This is a genomic window from Microbacterium sp. NPDC058021 (assembly GCF_042885955.1).
Taxonomy (GTDB): Bacteria; Actinomycetota; Actinomycetes; order Actinomycetales; family Microbacteriaceae; genus Microbacterium.
On sequence record NZ_JBHVRF010000004.1, the window covers coordinates 132916 to 147394 of the forward strand.

The 14479-nt window shown below is 72.1% G+C and carries 10 protein-coding genes; 6 read left to right on the forward strand and 4 right to left on the reverse strand.

Going from position 1 to position 14479, the window contains the following annotated elements:
- Positions 1 to 13 precede the first annotated feature (13 nt).
- The 6 genes from ACFVR6_RS09815 to ACFVR6_RS09840 are packed head-to-tail and all read left to right on the forward strand — an operon-like array spanning position 14 to position 8270.
- The gene (locus tag ACFVR6_RS09815; RefSeq protein WP_386962008.1) at positions 14 to 1009 is read left to right on the forward strand and encodes a carbohydrate ABC transporter permease; all 996 of its coding nucleotides are present in this window, start codon (positions 14 to 16) and stop codon (positions 1007 to 1009) included.
- Positions 1006 to 1881 (forward strand): carbohydrate ABC transporter permease, encoded by an 876-nt coding sequence (locus tag ACFVR6_RS09820; protein ID WP_386962011.1) that lies wholly within the window; start codon positions 1006 to 1008, stop codon positions 1879 to 1881. The genes ACFVR6_RS09815 and ACFVR6_RS09820 overlap by 4 nt, the downstream gene beginning before the upstream one ends.
- Positions 1878 to 4373 (forward strand): glycoside hydrolase family 2 protein, encoded by a 2496-nt coding sequence (locus tag ACFVR6_RS09825; protein ID WP_386962014.1) that lies wholly within the window; start codon positions 1878 to 1880, stop codon positions 4371 to 4373. Before ACFVR6_RS09820 ends, ACFVR6_RS09825 begins: the two co-directional genes overlap by 4 nt.
- The gene (locus tag ACFVR6_RS09830; protein ID WP_386962016.1) at positions 4370 to 5335 is read left to right on the forward strand and encodes a glycoside hydrolase family 113; all 966 of its coding nucleotides are present in this window, start codon (positions 4370 to 4372) and stop codon (positions 5333 to 5335) included. The genes ACFVR6_RS09825 and ACFVR6_RS09830 overlap by 4 nt, the downstream gene beginning before the upstream one ends.
- On the forward strand, positions 5335 to 6258 hold the full coding sequence (locus ACFVR6_RS09835; RefSeq protein ID WP_386962019.1) for an N-acetylglucosamine kinase: 924 nt from the start codon (positions 5335 to 5337) through the stop codon (positions 6256 to 6258). The genes ACFVR6_RS09830 and ACFVR6_RS09835 overlap by 1 nt, the downstream gene beginning before the upstream one ends.
- Positions 6255 to 8270 carry a beta-galactosidase gene (locus ACFVR6_RS09840; RefSeq protein WP_386962021.1) on the forward strand — a complete coding sequence of 672 codons (2016 nt, stop codon included), beginning with the start codon at positions 6255 to 6257 and terminating at the stop codon, positions 8268 to 8270. The genes ACFVR6_RS09835 and ACFVR6_RS09840 overlap by 4 nt, the downstream gene beginning before the upstream one ends.
- Before the next feature lie 50 nt (positions 8271 to 8320).
- Here ACFVR6_RS09840 and ACFVR6_RS09845 read toward each other — a convergent pair whose 3' ends face one another.
- The 4 genes from ACFVR6_RS09845 to ACFVR6_RS09860 form a co-directional block, all read right to left on the reverse strand.
- Positions 8321 to 10129 carry an ABC transporter ATP-binding protein gene (locus tag ACFVR6_RS09845; protein WP_386962024.1) on the reverse strand — a complete coding sequence of 603 codons (1809 nt, stop codon included), beginning with the start codon at positions 10127 to 10129 and terminating at the stop codon, positions 8321 to 8323.
- Positions 10126 to 11937 (reverse strand): ABC transporter ATP-binding protein, encoded by a 1812-nt coding sequence (locus ACFVR6_RS09850; RefSeq protein ID WP_386962027.1) that lies wholly within the window; start codon positions 11935 to 11937, stop codon positions 10126 to 10128. The genes ACFVR6_RS09845 and ACFVR6_RS09850 overlap by 4 nt, the downstream gene beginning before the upstream one ends.
- A 377-nt stretch (positions 11938 to 12314) precedes the next feature.
- Positions 12315 to 12821 (reverse strand): methylated-DNA--[protein]-cysteine S-methyltransferase, encoded by a 507-nt coding sequence (locus tag ACFVR6_RS09855; RefSeq protein ID WP_386962030.1) that lies wholly within the window; start codon positions 12819 to 12821, stop codon positions 12315 to 12317.
- The gene (locus ACFVR6_RS09860) at positions 12818 to 14437 is read right to left on the reverse strand and encodes an AlkA N-terminal domain-containing protein (protein WP_386962033.1); all 1620 of its coding nucleotides are present in this window, start codon (positions 14435 to 14437) and stop codon (positions 12818 to 12820) included. The genes ACFVR6_RS09855 and ACFVR6_RS09860 overlap by 4 nt, the downstream gene beginning before the upstream one ends.
- Positions 14438 to 14479: the final 42 nt, after the last annotated feature.

Consider the following 14479-nt stretch of genomic DNA (forward strand, 5'->3'; position numbering starts at 1 on the left):
AAGGGACGGCGATATGTCACTGGCCACCCCCGGTTCGGCACCGGCCGACGCACCCGCCGTCCTCTCCGCCCCCGTCCGGGCACGTCGGCGGCGCGGCGCCCGCCGCGCCGCCGACCTGCTCGGCGGGCGGCGGCCCACCGGGCGGCGCACCGCCGCCCGGTTCACGCCGTGGCTCTTCCTGGCCGGCGCCGTGGGCCTCCTGCTGATGTTCACCTACTGGCCGGCGCTGAACCTCTTCTGGTACAGCGTGACCGACTGGGACGGCATCGACCTGACCAAGGAGTTCGTCGGGTTCGACAACTACGTGCAGGTGTTCACCGATCCCCGCATCTTCAACGTGTTCTGGGTGAGCCTGTACTACTTCGCCGCCTCGTTCGCGCAGATGGCGATCGCGCTGTACTTCGCCACCATCCTCAGCTTCTCCACGCGCCTGTCGAGCCTGTTCCGCGGCATCCTGTTCTTCCCGTACCTCATCAATGGCGTCGCGGTCGGGTTCGTCTTCCTCTACCTGTTCCAGCCGGGCGGGACGCTGGACACGGTGCTCGCCTGGTTCGGGCTCGCCGACCCGCCGCAGTGGCTGGGCAACCCCGACATCGTCAACTGGTCACTGGCCGGCACGTCGGTGTGGCGCTACACCGGGCTGAACTTCGTGCTGTTCCTCGGCGCGATCCAGTCGATCCCGCACGAGCTCTACGAGGCGGCCGACCTCGACGGCGCCAGCCGCTGGCAGCAGTTCTGGGCCATCATCTTCCCCGGCATCCGGCGCATCATCGGCCTGAGCTTCATCCTCGCCATCGCCGGGAGCCTGTCGGTGTTCGAGATCCCCTTCATCATGACCGGAGGCGCCAACGGGTCGGCGACGTTCGTGATCCAGACGCTGCAGACGGCCTTCAACTTCCGGCAGGTGGGACTCGCCTCGGCGATGGCCGTCGTGCTGCTGGTGATCGTGCTGGTCGTGACCTGGATCCAGCGAAGACTGTTCCCCGACGAGAAGGTGGACCTGACATGACCGTCACCGCCCTGCCGCGGCGCGTCGCGCGCGGTCGCACCCTCGGCGAGCGCCTGCGCTCCACGAGCGCCACGACCGCCAAGTACGCCAGCCTCGTCATCGCCGCCGTCGTGACGCTGCTCCCCCTGTCGGTGCTGTTGTTCGCGAGCCTCAAGACCGCTCCCGAGTACGCGCAGTCCGGGCCCTTCGACCTGCCACAGAACTGGCTGAACTTCAACAACTTCGTCACGGCGTTCACGAGCGGCAAGATGCTCGAGGGCTTCGTCAACACCGGCATCGTGCTGGCGGTGTCGCTGGTGGGCACCGTCTTCCTCGGGACGATGGCGGCGTATGCGCTGGACCGCTTCGTCTTCCGCGGCAAGAAGCTCGTGATGGGGCTGTTCCTCGTCGCCACCCTCATCCCGGGGGTCACGAGCCAGGTCGCCACCTTCCAGCTCATCAACGGCCTCGGGCTCTACGACACCAAGGCGGCGCTGATCCTGCTGTTCATGGGCACCGACATCATCGCCATCTACCTGTTCATCCAGTTCATGCAGTCCATCCCCATCTCGCTCGACGAGGCCGCCATGATCGACGGAGCGAACCGCTGGACGATCTACTGGCGGGTCGTGCTGCCGCTGCTCAAACCCGCCATCGCGACGGTGGTCATCATCAAGGGAATCGCCATCTACAACGAGTTCTACGCCCCCTTCCTCTACCTCCCCTCGGAGGGATTCATCTCCACATCGCTGTTCCGCTTCAAGGGCCCCTTCGGTGCGCAGTGGGAGGTCATCGCCGCCGGCACGATCGTCGTGATCATCCCGACGCTCGTGGCGTTCCTGCTGCTGCAGCGTTGGATCTACAAGGGCCTCACCTCGGGAGCGGTCAAGTGACCGCGGGCCTGGCACGCCGCGACCTGCACGACGGCTGGTCGGTCACCGCCGCCGGCGGCCCCGCACCCGAGGGACTGTCGGGCGTCGCGATCCCCGCCGCCGTCCCCGGCTGCGTGCACACCGACCTGCGGGCCGCGGGTCTCATCCCCGACCCGTACCGCGGGACCAACGAGGGCCTGCTCGCCTGGATCGGCCTGGTCGACTGGACCTACCGCACCACGTTCACCTGGACGCCCGACGGCCACGACCGCCACGACCTGGTGTTCGACGGTGTCGACACCGTCGCGCAGATCTTGCTCAACGGACGGCTGCTGGGGGACGTCGCCAACCAGCACCGGTCGTACCGCTTCCCCGTCGACGCGGCGCTGCGCGAGGGCGACAACGACCTCGTGGTGCGCTTGCGCGCCCCCGTGCCGTACGCCAACGCGCAGAGCCTCGTGCTCGGCGCGCGGCCACGACCCTACCCGCTCCCCTACGAGGCGATCCGCAAGTCGGCCTGCAACTTCGGCTGGGACTGGGGCATCGCGACCTTCACGAGTGGACTGTGGCGCCCGGTGCGACTGGAGTCGTGGTCGGGCGCGCGCCTGGCCGAGGTGCGGGTGACCGCGACCCCGGCAGGCGACGGCGGCACGGTCGCCGTCGACGTGCGCGTCGAACGGGCTCCGGATGCCGACGAGCGCCTCTCCGCGGTCGTCTCGGTGAACGGCCCCGACATCGGTGCCGACGCCGTGCCCAGCAGCGACGCCGAGGTGATCGGCGACGTCGCGCGGGTGCTGCTGCCGCTCGATGAGGTGCAGCGCTGGTGGCCGGCCGGACACGGCGACCAGCCCCGCTACGTCGTGGACGTGCGGCTCGTCGGCGACGTCACCCGCGATGCGACGCACCGCGTGGTGGGCTTCCGCACCGTGCGCTGGGACACGACCCCGGATGCCGCGGGAACCCCGTTCACCCTCGTCGTCAACGACCGACCGGTGTTCGTGAAGGGCGTCAACTGGATCCCCGACGACGCCCTCCCGGTGCGGGTCGACCGCGCCCGCTACGAACGTCGCCTCCGTCAGGCGGTCGAGGGCAACCTCAACCTCATCCGGGTGTGGGGCGGCGGCATCTACGAGTCCGACGACTTCTTCGACCTCTGCGACGAGCTGGGGCTGCTCACCTGGCAGGACTTCCTGTTCGCGTGCGCCGCGTACCCCGAGGAGGAGCCGCTGCGCTCCGAGATCGAGGCGGAGGCGCGGGAGAACATCGTGCGACTGGCATCCCACCCCTGTCTCGTGCTGCTCACCGGAAACAACGAGAACCTGTGGGGCTTCGAGGACTGGGGCTGGCGGCGCCGGCTCGACGGGGCGACCTGGGGCGCGCACTACTACTACGAGATGTTCCCCGCCCTCATCGACGAGCTCGCCCCACACGTGCCGTACGCCCCGGGGAGCCCGTTCAGCCCGGGCGGCGGGTGGGACGGCACGGCGCAGACCGGCCCGCACCCCAACGACGAGGCCCACGGCACGATGCACCTGTGGGAGCAGTGGAACCGCCGCGACTGGCCGACCTACCGGGACCACCGACCGCGGTTCGTCGCGGAGTTCGGCTGGCAGGGTCCGCCCACCTGGACGACGCTGACCGATGCGCTGGACGACGACCCGCTCACCCCGGAGTCGCCGGGCATGATCGTGCACCAGAAGGCGATGGAGGGCAACGTCAAGCTCACCGACGGACTGCTCGCGCACTTCCGGGTGCCCGGCGACATGGAGACGTGGCACTGGGCGATGCAGCTGAACCAGGCCCTCGCGGTGCGCACGGCACTCGAGCACTTCCGCTCGTGGGCGCCGCACACGATGGGCGCCGTCGTCTGGCAGCTCAACGACTGCTGGCCTGTGACCTCCTGGGCGGCGATCGACGGGGAGGGGCGGGCCAAGCCCCTCTTCCACGCCCTGCGGGCCGCCTTCGCCCCCCGGGTCGTGACGATCCAACCGCGGGACGGCGCCCTGGCCGCGGTGCTCGGAAACGACACCGACCGGGAATGGGCGGGGACGCTGCGCCTGCGACGGCTGCACGTCGACGGCACGACGCAGGATGAGGTCGAGCAGCCCTTCCGCGTCGGCGCGCGGGGCACGGCCACCGTGGCGGTGCCCGCGTCCCTCGCCGCGCCCGCCGACGCCGCCGCCGAGCTGCTCATGGCGGAGACCGGCGCCGAGCGCGGGTTCTGGTTCTTCGCCGAGCCGCGCGACAGTGCGCTGCCCGCTCCCGCGCTGCGGCTGACGGCGGCTGCCGTCGACGACGGCACGCTCGTGACGGTCACCGCCGACGCGCTCGCCCGCGACGTCACGCTGCTCGTGGACAAGGTGGACCCGGGCGCCGACGCCGCAGACGGGCTCGTGACCCTCCTCCCCGGCGAATCGGTCGAGATCCTCGTCACCGGCGCGGGCACGCTGGATGCCACGGCGCTGGCCGACCCGCGGGTGCTGCGCAGCGCCAACCAGCTGGTGGTCCGGTGAGCGCCGGCGACATGTTCGGCGGATTCGTCTGCGGCATGACGTGGGGGTGGACGGGCGTCCGCGGCACCTGGACCACCGACGCCGCCGAGCGGTCGATACGCGCGATGGCCGACCACGGTGTCACCTGGACGGCGCTGTCGTACGCCGCCGTGCAGGCCACCGCCTTCGCCACCGACATCCCGTTCCAGGACGAGCCCACGGTCACCGATGACGAGATCGTCGCCGCCATCCGCCGCGCGCACGGGCTCGGGCTGCGGGTGTGCCTGAAGCCGGTGGTCAATGTCGCCGACGGCACGTGGCGCGCGCACATCGGCTTCTTCGACTGGGATGTGCCCGGCGAACCCAGCTGGACCCAGTGGTTCGCCTCGTACACGCGCTTCATCGTGCACGCCGCGCGCATCGCGGAGGCCGAGGGCTGCGCGATGCTGTCCATCGGCTGCGAGATGGTGCGCGCGGACGGTCAGGAGCAGCACTGGCGGCGACTCATCCAGGAGGTGCGGGCGGAGTACTCCGGGCCGATCACCTACAACTGCGACAAGTACCAGGAGGACCGCATCACCTGGTGGGATGCCGTGGACGTCGTCTCCTCCAGCGGGTACTACGCGATCGACCAGTGGCATGCCCAGCTCGACCGCATCGCCCCCGTGGTCGCCGCATCCGGCAAGCCCTTCCTCTTCCTCGAGGCGGGATGCCCGAGCCGTAGCGGCTCGGCCCAGCGCCCCAACGACTGGTCGCTGCCGGGCGGACCCGACGGGCAGGAGCAGCTGCGCTACTACCGCACCATGTTCGCCGCGATCGCGCAGCGACCCTGGGTGTCGGGGGTCGTACTGTGGGACTGGCCCGCGCAGCTGTACGACGTCTCCGACGCCGCCGCGAACGACGACTACTGCCCCTATGGCAAGCCGGCGGGCGACTACCTGCGCGAGACCTACCGCGCCCTGCAACGGAAGGACCCGGCGTGATGGCCGACCAGGCGGTACTCGCGATCGACGCGGGACAGACCGGGATCAAGACCCGGCTCAGCGGCACCGACACCGCACAGGAGATCCTCTTCCCCGGCATCCGCACCCATGCCCCGCTGCTGCCGCAGCTGGCGCAGGTGGCGCGCGCCGTGATCGAACAGACCCCTGTTCCCGTCACCGCCGTGGCGGCCGGGGTGTCGGGCCTCACATCGGCCGAGGCGGATGCCGGCGCGCTGCGGGCCCTGCTGGCGGGCACGCCGGTGGTGCGCACGATGCTCGCGCACGACTCCACGACCGCCTTCCTCGGCGCGCTCGGCGATGCCAGGGGCGCGGTGGTCGCCGCGGGCACCGGCGTCGTGACCCTCGCGGTCGGCGCGAGCAGGATGGCGCGGGTGGACGGCTGGGGCTACCTCATCGGCGATGCCGGGAGCGGCTACTGGATCGGCCGCGAGGCGCTGGACGCGGTGATGCGCGACTACGACGGCCGCGGGCCCGCCACGGCGTTGCGCGCCGAAGCGGAGAAGCGCTGGCCCGACCTGTCCGAGGCCTACATCCACCTGCAGTCCGACGACGACCGGGTCGCGGTGATCGCCTCCCTCGCGCAGGCCGTGGCCGGCCTCGCGGAGTCCGGCGACGCCGTGGCGGCGGACATCACCCGTCGTGCTGCCGGGGAACTCGCCCACAGCGTCATCACCGCGCTGCACCGCGTCGACCGCGAGCCCGACGACACCCTGCTGGTGTGCACGCTGGGCGGCGTCTTCCGCTCCGGCGCCCTGCGCGCCGCGTTCGACGAGCACATCGCGCGGGCCGACCTCGACATCGCGCTGGTGGCACCGGCCGGCCAAGGGTTGGACGGCGCGGCGGCGCTCGCGGCGCTGTCGCCGCGGCATCCGCTGGCGGCATCGGTGTCGGTCAGCGGATGACGGCGCGGGTCACCGGCGACGCCCTGCTGTTCGGCGGTGACTACAACCCCGAGCAGTGGCCGGAGCCGGGGGTGTGGGAGGACGACATCGCGCTCATGCGCGAAGCCGGCGTGAACACCGTGACCCTCGGCGTGTTCGCGTGGGCGTTCCTCGAAGTCGACGACGGCGTGTGGGAGTGGGACTGGTTCGACCGCGTCATCGGCATGCTGCACGCCGCCGGCATCGGCATCGACCTGGCGACTCCCACCGCCGCTCCCCCAGGATGGCTGCACCGGGCGCACCCCGAGATCATCCCGACCGATCGAGCCGGCCACCGGTTCCATCCCGGCGGTCGGCTCGGCTGGTGCGCAAGCCAACCGGTGTGGCACGACTACTCCACACGCATCGCCCGTCGCCTGGGCGAACGGTATGGGCAGCACCCCGCGGTGCGTCTGTGGCACGTGGGCAACGAGCTGGGCGGGGGCAACCGGCTGTGCTTCTGCGCGGCCTCCTCGGCGGCGTTCCGGGAGTGGGCACGCCGCCGGTATGACACAATCGACGACCTCAACCGCGCGTGGGGAACGGCGGTGTGGGGGCTGCGCTACCGGTCGTTCGACGATGTGACGGCGCCGCTGGCAAGCGAATCGGGGCAGAACCCGTCGCTGCTGCTCGCGTTCGACCGGTTCGCCTCCGACGCGCTGCTGGACCAGTACCGTCGCGAGCGCGACGCGCTGCGGACGGCGGGGGTCACGACACCCATCACCACCAACCTCATGCCCACCGTCGGGGGCAGCGTCGCCGACTACGCCGACTGGACCGCGCACCTCGACGTGGTCGCCATCGACCACTACACGCAGGCCGCCGACCCGCATCGCGAGCGCGAGCTGGCGTTCGTCGCCTCCCGCGCGCGGGGCTGGGACCGCACGCGGCCGTGGCTGCTCATGGAGCACGCCGCCGGAGCGGTGAACTGGCAGCGGCGCAACACCCCGAAGGCGCCGGGCGAGATGACCCGGCACTCCCTGCAGCACATCGCGCACGGCGCCGACGGCGCGCTGTTCTTCCAGTGGCGCGCCTCGGCATCGGGGGTGGAGCAGTTCCACTCCGGCATGGTGCCGCATGCGGGCGCGGACACCCGGCAGTTCCGCGAGGTGGTGGCCCTGGGAGCGCTCCTCGGGCGGCTCGGCGAGGTGGCCGGCAGTCTCGTCGCCCCCAGCCAGACCGCGATCGTCGCCGACATCCCCGCGCAGTGGGCGTGGGAGGAGGGACAGAAGCCCCTGCACGACCACCCGCTCGAACGCGCCGGCCGGCAGTGGCACGAGGCGCTGTCCGCACGAGGCCTCGTCCCCGACGTCGTGCCGGCGCGCGCCGACCTCTCGCCCTACCGGCTCATCGTCGTGCCGGGCCTGTACGCCGTGTCCGGCGCGGATGCCGCGGCGATCGGCCGCGCGGCGGCGGCCGGCGCGACGGTCGTCATCGGGGTGCTGTCGGGCATCGTCGATCCCGAGAATCGGGTGCGCACCGGCGGCTACCCCGGCGCGTTCCGCGACCTGCTGGGCGTGGTCGGCGAGGAGCTGCACCCGCTGCCCGAGGGCAGGCGGGTGGAGCTGTCGTCGGGGGCGGTCGCGACCGACTGGGCCGAGCGCCTGCGGGTGGCGGCCGGATCGGATGCCGCGGTCGTCGCGACGTACGCGACAGGACCGCTCGCGGGATCACCGGCGATCACCCGGCGCCCGGTCGGCGCGGGCAGCGCCTGGTACGTCTCGGCCGACCTCGCCGATGGTCTCGACACACTCGCGGACGACATCGTCGCGGGCGCGGGGGTGGCGGCATCCGTCCCCGTCGTTCCCGGCGTCGAGGCGGTGCGGCGCGTGTCGGGCGACCGGTCGTGGCTGTTCCTGGTGAACCACACCGACACCGACCGGGTCGTACCCGGCGTCGAGGGCACCGAGCTGACCACCGGCGCCGCCGTGACAGGCGACGTCCCGGTGCCGGCAGGCGACGTGCGGGTCGTCCGGGAGTCCGGCCGCCGCTGACGGCGGCGGCGGCGGTGGGTGGGCCGGCCGCAGCCGCCCCACCCACCCGCTCAGACCAGCGACTCGCGCCAGGCGGCGTGCAGCTGGGCGAACTTGCCCGTGCCGGCGATGAGCTCGGCGGGGGTGTCGTCCTCGATGATGCGCCCGTGCTCCATGACCAGCACGCGGTCGGCGATCGCCACCGTCGAGAGGCGGTGGGCGATGATGATCGCGGTGCGGTCGGCCAGCAGCGTCTGCAGCGCGTCCTGGATCATCCGCTCGCTGGGCATGTCCAGCGACGCGGTCGCCTCGTCGAGGATGAGCACGGCGGGGTCGGCCAGGAACGCCCGCGCGAACGAGATCAGCTGACGCTGACCGGCCGACACGCGCCCGCCGCGCTTGTTGACGTCGGTGGCGTACCCGTCCGGCAGCGCCCGGATGAAGGCGTCCGCCCCCACCGCCCGGGCCGCCGCCTCGATCTCCTCCAGCGTCGCCTCGGGCTTGCCGAGCGCGATGTTGTCGGCGACGGTCCCGCTGAACAGGTACGCCTCCTGCGTGACCATCACGATCGCGCGACGCAGGTCCTTCGGGTGCAGGTCCCGCAGGTCCACGTCGTCGAGGGTGATGGTGCCGCGCGTGGGGTCGTAGAAGCGCGACACGAGCTTGGCGAGCGTCGATTTGCCGGCACCCGTCGTCCCCACGAGCGCGACCGTCTGGCCCGCCGGGATGTCGAGGGTGAAATCGGGCAGGATCGTGCGCCCCGAGGCGTAGCCGAACTCGACGTCCTGGAAACGGATGTGCCCCTTCGCCTGCCACAGGTCCACAGGCTTGGCGGGGTCCGGCACGGTCGGCTCCTCCTCCAGCACGCCCGAGACCTTCTCCAGCGCAGCCGCGGCGGACTGGTAGGAGTTCAGGAAGAACGCCACCTCGCCCAGCGGGGCGAAGAAGTTGCGCACGTAGAGGACGACCGCGAGGGTGCCGAGGCCGATCGTGCCCTCGATGAGGCGGATGCCACCCCACGCCAGGACGGCGGCCACCGTCACCGCGGACACGGCCATGAGTCCCGGCTCGAACGTGCCGAACAGGCGGATCGAGCGCATGTTGACGTCGCGGTAGTCACGCGCGAGCGTGCCGAACTCCTCGTCGTTGCGGGCCTCCTTGCGGAACGCCTTCACCGCGCGGATGCCGGTCATCGTCTCGACGAACTTCACGATCACCTTGGCGCTGACCACGCGCGACTCGCGGTACACCAGCTGCGAGCGCACGTAGAACCAACGCATGAGCAGGTACAGCGGGATGCCCATGAACATGAGGATCACGCCGGACTGCCAGTCCAGCAGCAGCAGCGCGATGAGGGTGAAGCTCCCGTACAGCACGCCCGAGACGAGCTCGTTGAGCCCGCCGTCGAGGAGCTCCCGGATCGTGTCGAGGTCGCTGGTCTGACGCGAGATGATGCGCCCCGACGTGTACGACTCGTGGAACTCCAGGCTCAGGCGCTGCGTGTGCACGAAGATGCGCTTGCGCAGGTCGAGCATGACCGCCTGCGTGAGGCGCGCGGTGATGACGACGTACCAGCCGATGAGCACCGCGCCGCCGATCGCGGAGACGATGTAGACGAGCACGACGACGATCGCCGGCATCCAATCGCCCTCGTCGATCACCCGGGGCAGCGCCTGGTTGATGCCGAACGCGATCAGCGCGGGGCCGAGCACGCGCAGCGCGGTGGAGACGACCAGCACGCCGGCGGCGAGCGCCAGCTGGGCCTTCAGCGGTGCGACCAGCGAGCCGAGGAGGCGCAGCGACCGGCTGCGGACCGCCCGGCTCTCCTCCTTGGTGTAGTCGGAGCGGTCTTCCCCGCTGGTGCCGACGACGGTGCTCACAGGTTCACCTCCCTCTCCCGCGAACGGGTTCGTTCGTCCTCGAGACTCGAGATGACATGGCGGTAGTGCTCACTGGTGCGCATGAGCTCGGAGTGGGTGCCCACCGCGGTCACGCGGCCGGCTTCGAGCAGCGCGACGCGGTCGGCGAGGGTCACCGTCGACGGACGGTGCGCGACGATGAGCGCCGTGGTGTCGGCGAGCACTTCGCGCAGGGCATCCTCGACGAGGGCCTCGGTGTCCACGTCCAGCGCCGACAGCGGGTCGTCGAGGACCAGCACCGCGGGGCGGGCGGCGACGGCACGGGCCAGCGCGAGTCGCTGGCGCTGACCACCCGACAGACTCATGCCCTCCTCGCCGATGACGGTGTCGACGCCGTCGGGCAGGTCGTAGGCGAAGCCCGCCTGCGCAACCGCGAGGGCCTCGTGCAGCACCCGCTCGGCCTCGTCGCTGCCTGCCGACAGGTCTTCGCGACCCAGCAGCACGTTGTCGCGCACCGACTGCGAGAACAGCGTGGCATCCTCGAAGGCCATGCCCACATGGGTGCGCAGCTCCGTCAGGGTGAGGTCGCGCACGTCGATGCCGTCGAGGGTGACGCGGCCGCCGGTGACGTCGTACAGGCGCGCCGGAAGCGTGGTGAGCGTCGTCTTGCCGGAGCCGGTGAGTCCCACCAGAGCCATCGTCTCGCCGGGGTGGAGCTCAAGATCGATGCCGTCCAGCAGATCCCGCTCGGCGGGACCGGCGTCCTGATAGCGGAAGCGCGCGCCCTCGAAGCGCAGGAGGCCCCGCGGCTCGGTCAGCGTGACCGGCTCGGCGGGGTCGACGATCGTGTTCTCCTCGTCGAAGACCTCGAAGATGCGGTCGGTGGCGGTGCGGGCATCCAGGAGGAACGAGAAGAGGAACCCGATCGACTCCATGGGCCAGCGCAGCACGGTGGCCATGGCGAAGAACGCCAACAGCCCCGGCACCGTGAGCTCGCCCGCCTGCACCAGCACGATGCCCGCGGCCAGACACAGCGCGAAGGCGATGTCGGGCAGGAGTGTCAGCCAGAACCAGATGACGCCGATGGCGCGGGCCTTGCTCAGCTCGGTCTCGCGCAGCGACTCCGCCTGGCGCGTGAACTTCTGCAGCGCATGCTTGCCGCGGCCGAACGCCTTCAGCACGCGGATGCCGTGCACGCTCTCCTCGACCGAGGTGGCGAGGTCGCCCGCCTGGTCCTGGCTCTGCCGGGCGAGGACGCCGTAGGTCTTCTCGAACCGGTACCCGGCGTACCACAGCGGCGCCGAGCACACGAGGAAGATGGTGCCGAGCAGCCAGTGCCAGTTGAACAGCAGCGCGAGCCCCACGATGATCGTGATCGTGTTGACGACCAGCAGCACGAGACCGAAGGCCAGCCAGCGGCGCACCATGCTGATGTCCTGCATCATGCGGCTGAGCAATTGCCCCGACTGCCAGCGGTCGTGGAAGGCGACCGGCAGGCGCTGCAGGCGCGCATAGAAGCCGTGACGCAGGTCGTACTCGATGAGGGTGGCCGGGCCCAGCACGAACCAGCGGCGCAGCCACACCATCGCCGCTTCCGCGAGGCCGAGCACGAGGATCGCGACGGAACCCCAGATGAGCAGCGTGATGTCGCCCGAGGCGATCGGCCCGTCGATGAGGGCTTCGAGCACGAGCGGGATGGCCAGGGCCAGCAGGCTCGCCACCAGGGCGCTGGCCGCCCCCAGGATGAGGCGGGGCAGCACGGGTTTGGCGAACGGCAGCAGGCGCAGGAGCGCCCGCGGGGTGGAGAGTCTCGCAGCGGAGGAAGTCATGATCCTTCAGGGGGGTGGGAGTCGGTGCGGGCCGGAAGACGGCCGGAAGAAGAGAGGCGGCGCGCGGCGGGGTGCCGGGCGAGGGTCGAGCCGACGGCGCGCGGTCGCCGACGCTCGGGCCGGGACGGGTGCCGCCGGGCCTGTGACACGAGGGGCGCGGATGCGCCCGGGAGAGGGTGTGCGCGGTGCCCCGCGACTACCCCTCCACTCGCGCGGACAGGCGTGCGACGGCAGGGAGGAACGCGATCGGCTTCGCGGTGATGGCGGCCTGGAACATGGCTTCCTCCTGGAGGTCGGCGGGCGGGGAGCTCTCGACGAGCGAGAGCCCACCAGCCTATCCCTGAGAATTCGCTGGATGCAACACGTCGGGTTGCAGGTCAGACCGATTCGCGTGCAAGCAGGGCGCGCTTGACGTCGAGCCCCCAGGCGAACCCGCCCAGGCTGCCGTCGCTGCGCAGCACCCGGTGGCACGGGACGAACAGCGCGGGCGCGTTGCGGGCGCAGATCGACGCGGCCACCCGCACGGCGCGGGGGTGGCCCATCTCCGTGGCGAACTCGGTGTAGGTCAGCGGCCGGCCGGGGGCGATGGCGCGCAACGCCCGCCAGCCGGTCTGCTGCAGCGCGGTGCCGCGCTGCGCGACCTCGACCGCGTCGATCGCGGCGAGATCTCCCGCGTAGTAGGCGGCGACGGCGGTCGCGGCATCCGTCTGCCCCTCGCGCACGGTGTCGGGGCGCAGCGCGGGGTGGATGCGGGCGAGCATCGTCCCGGCGTCGGCGGTCCACCCCGACGCGAGCACGCGGCCGGCACCATCCGTGATGAGGGTGAAGGCGCCGTCGGGGGTGTCGATCGTCTGGATGGTGGCGGACGGGGTGGGTGCGGTCATGGCCTGGCTCCTCGGTGGGGCTGTCGGAATTCCGGCGGAGCGTCGGATTCGGGGGTCGGGGGTGCCGCCGCGGCGGCCGCAGCCTGAATTCCGACAGCGGTCGCGGGGGCAGCGGGTGCGGCGGCGGGCGACGGGGGCTGCGAGGGCGGCGGGGGCGGCTGCAGGGCGGCGCGCCAGAGGTGGGCGGTGAGGTAGCTGCGCCACGGAGCAGTGCGGGCGGCCCAGGCGGTGAGGCCGGCGGCATCGGCGGGGATGCCGAGCCGGGCGGCGCCCGCGCGCGCGGCCACGTCGCCCGGGAGCACGACGTCGGGGTCGCCGGTGACGCGCATGCGCACGTAGTCGGCCGTCCATGGCCCGATGCCGGGCAGCGCCAGCAGCCGCGCGCGCTGATCGGCGGCGTCGTCCCCCGGCGACAGCGACAGCTCCCCCGTCGCCATGAGGGCCGCCGCTCCCGTGATGGCTCGGATCCGGGCGGCGGGGCCGCGCAGCACGTCGGCCCCGTGTTCGGCGATGGCGGCCATCGTGGGGAACAGCCGATCGGTGCCCTCGTGCTCGGCGACCCGCTCCCCCAGCGCCTCGGTCAGCCGCACGAGCGCGGTGCGGGCGGCGGCCACCGAGATCTGCTGGCCGACCATCGCGCGCACGAGCATCTCGTGCGGGTCGGCGGCGCCGGGGACCCGCATGCCGGGGGTGCCCGCGACGGCGGCGGCGAGTTCCGGATGCCGGGAGAGCGCTTCGTCGATCGCCACCGGATCGGCGTCGAGGTCGAACAGCCGGCGGGCGCGGGCCACGAGCACGGGCAGGTCGCCGAGCCGCGTCAACCGCGCCTCGAGCCGCACGCGGCCGCGGTCGGCGCGCAGCCGGAACCACGCCGGCCCACCGGGGAGCGCGAGCGTGCGGGCGAACGAGGTCGCCGTCGCCGTCTCGACCCCGGCGACGGCGCGGACGGCCATCCAGGCGAAGAGACCGTCGGCGTCGAACGGCGCCCGCATCGGCAGCACGAGATCGATCGCGCCGGGTTCGGCGCCCGGTCCGGTGCCGGCGGCGCCGCGGCGAGCGCGCAGCGCGCTCGGCGACATGCCGAACACCTCCCGCACGGTGTCGTTGAACTGGCGGACGCTGGCGAACCCTGCCGAGAAGGCGACGTCGGATGCCGGCAGGTCCGTGCCCACGAGCAGCATGCGCGCCGTGTGGGCGCGGTGCGCGCGGGCCAGGGCCAGCGGGCCCGCGCCGAGCTCGGTGGCGAGCAGCCGGGAGAGGTGGCGACTGGAATAGCCGAGCCGGGCGGCGAGGCCGGGCACCCCCTCGCGTTCGATCACGCCGTCGGCGATGAGGCGCATGGCGCGTCCGGCGGTGTCGCCGCGCAGGTCCCACGCGGGCGATCCGGGCGCGGCCTCGGGCAGGCACCGCTTGCAGGCGCGGTATCCGGCCTCGTGCGCGGCCGCGCTCGTGGCGTAGAACTCCACGTTGCCGGGCTTGGGCGTGCGCGCCGGGCAGCTCGGCCGGCAGTAGATGCCGGTCGTGCGCACCGCCGTGACGAACTGCCCGTCGAAGCGGGCGTCGCGGGCGTGGATCGCCCGATAGCGCTCGTCGAAGCCGGTCAGCGTGTCATCCATACCCCCAGCCTGCCACCGTCCGAGCGTGTCGGCTCGCGGGAA